This is a genomic window from Clostridium sp. MCC353 (assembly GCF_018785315.1).
In the GTDB taxonomy this organism is placed as follows: domain Bacteria; phylum Bacillota; class Clostridia; order Lachnospirales; family Lachnospiraceae; genus CHH4-2.
The window spans coordinates 1-1,359 of record NZ_WQPN01000108.1 but is presented as its reverse complement, the minus strand read 5'-3'; the positions used below and the strand labels follow the sequence as shown (position 1 = coordinate 1,359).

Here is a 1,359-nt window from a genome sequence, read left to right as displayed (position 1 = left end):
TCATCACCGACAGTTTCCCCTCCGCCAGGCCCCTTTCAAAAATCCGGCCTTCCGTCCGCCCCCTCGTCCCGCTTTTCTGCTGGTTTTCTCTGGATCTGGCTAATTAAATACAATAGTGCGTCTTTACCCAATAAGGCGAAGTTTACGGCTATCTTAAAATATTGATACTTAATTTATGCTAGGAAATGGTTTCGGCGTATTCCATGCGTTCCACAATCCAACTATTAAAATAGTCTTCCATTTCGTTTTGTAAGCCGCCTTTGGTAAAACCCTTCAAAAATTCAACAAGATAGTAGAAAAACATGTGATAACAGTAAAAAGCAAGGCGGTGAGGCTGCAACTCATAATCCACCTTATTTTCACAGAGGGTTTTATTGAACAGGTCTACTGCCCATTGGTGGCAGCACATAACCCACGCGTCCCTTTCAGGCGGGGCGTACATGACTTCATCCCAATCGGGAATGTAATATGCCTTTTCGCCGACAAGCAGATTTCCTCCCGCGTCTCCATGCGTGAAAAAAAAGTTGGATTGCTCTTTCTCGCAACACTTTGCAAAATACTGAAGCCGTTCGGCATAATGGCGCAACAAATCACTCTTTTGCTCTAATAATAAACAAACCTTCTGGGCCTCGACGTTCGCCGCCTGTGTTTTAAGCTGCCCCCACCGGGAAAAGAAGTCTGACGCGATTTCAGCGGAAAACACAGCTTTGGGGATATGAAATCCCGGTTTTGACACGGCGTATACCTTACACAGCATTTCATACTCCGGAATTTTTGTCTCATCCGTCTCATGGTTTTCGCCGTTAATCCAGTCAAAAATTGCGAGAACTGCGGATCCAAATGTGGAATACAGCTCTCCCGCCTTTGTTTTGACTACTGTACCGGCAAAATTAATGCCGCTGGCACACAGGTAATCTACAACCGCCAGGCTGTTACGATACTTGGTTTGGTGCTGCGGGGAATCGTCTAGCTTGAGAAAATAGCTGCCGTCCCCCGTATCCACTCGCCACGTCTCACCGTAATAGCCACGTTTTGCTGGAACAATGGAAGCAGCCGAAAGGCCGTACTCCCGTTGTATGAGTGTTTTCAATTCAGTTATATAAACCTCGTTTTTGTCATATTCGTTTTTCCGCATACTATCCCCTCTGTCATAACAACCTTTATTGCGCCTTTTCCGCCTAAGGCGAACAATTACATAACCAGCATTTTTCATTCTAATAGTAACGCATGGAAATGTCAAACAGTTCATTTCATGTCATAACTTTGTGCTACTGTTCATAACCAATGTCATTTACTTAAGGAAATTCCTTGTTAAAAAAGGAGTTTCCTTTTTTACTACCAGTAACTCAAAAAAACTTG

1 protein-coding gene is annotated in these 1,359 nt (G+C 44.1%); it reads right to left on the bottom strand.

Annotated elements, in window-relative coordinates:
• Positions 1–178: 178 nt before the first annotated feature.
• The gene (locus tag GPL15_RS18130) at positions 179–1,135 is read right to left on the bottom strand and encodes an aminoglycoside phosphotransferase family protein (protein WP_215700105.1); all 957 of its coding nucleotides are present in this window, start codon (positions 1,133–1,135) and stop codon (positions 179–181) included.
• Positions 1,136–1,359: the final 224 nt, after the last annotated feature.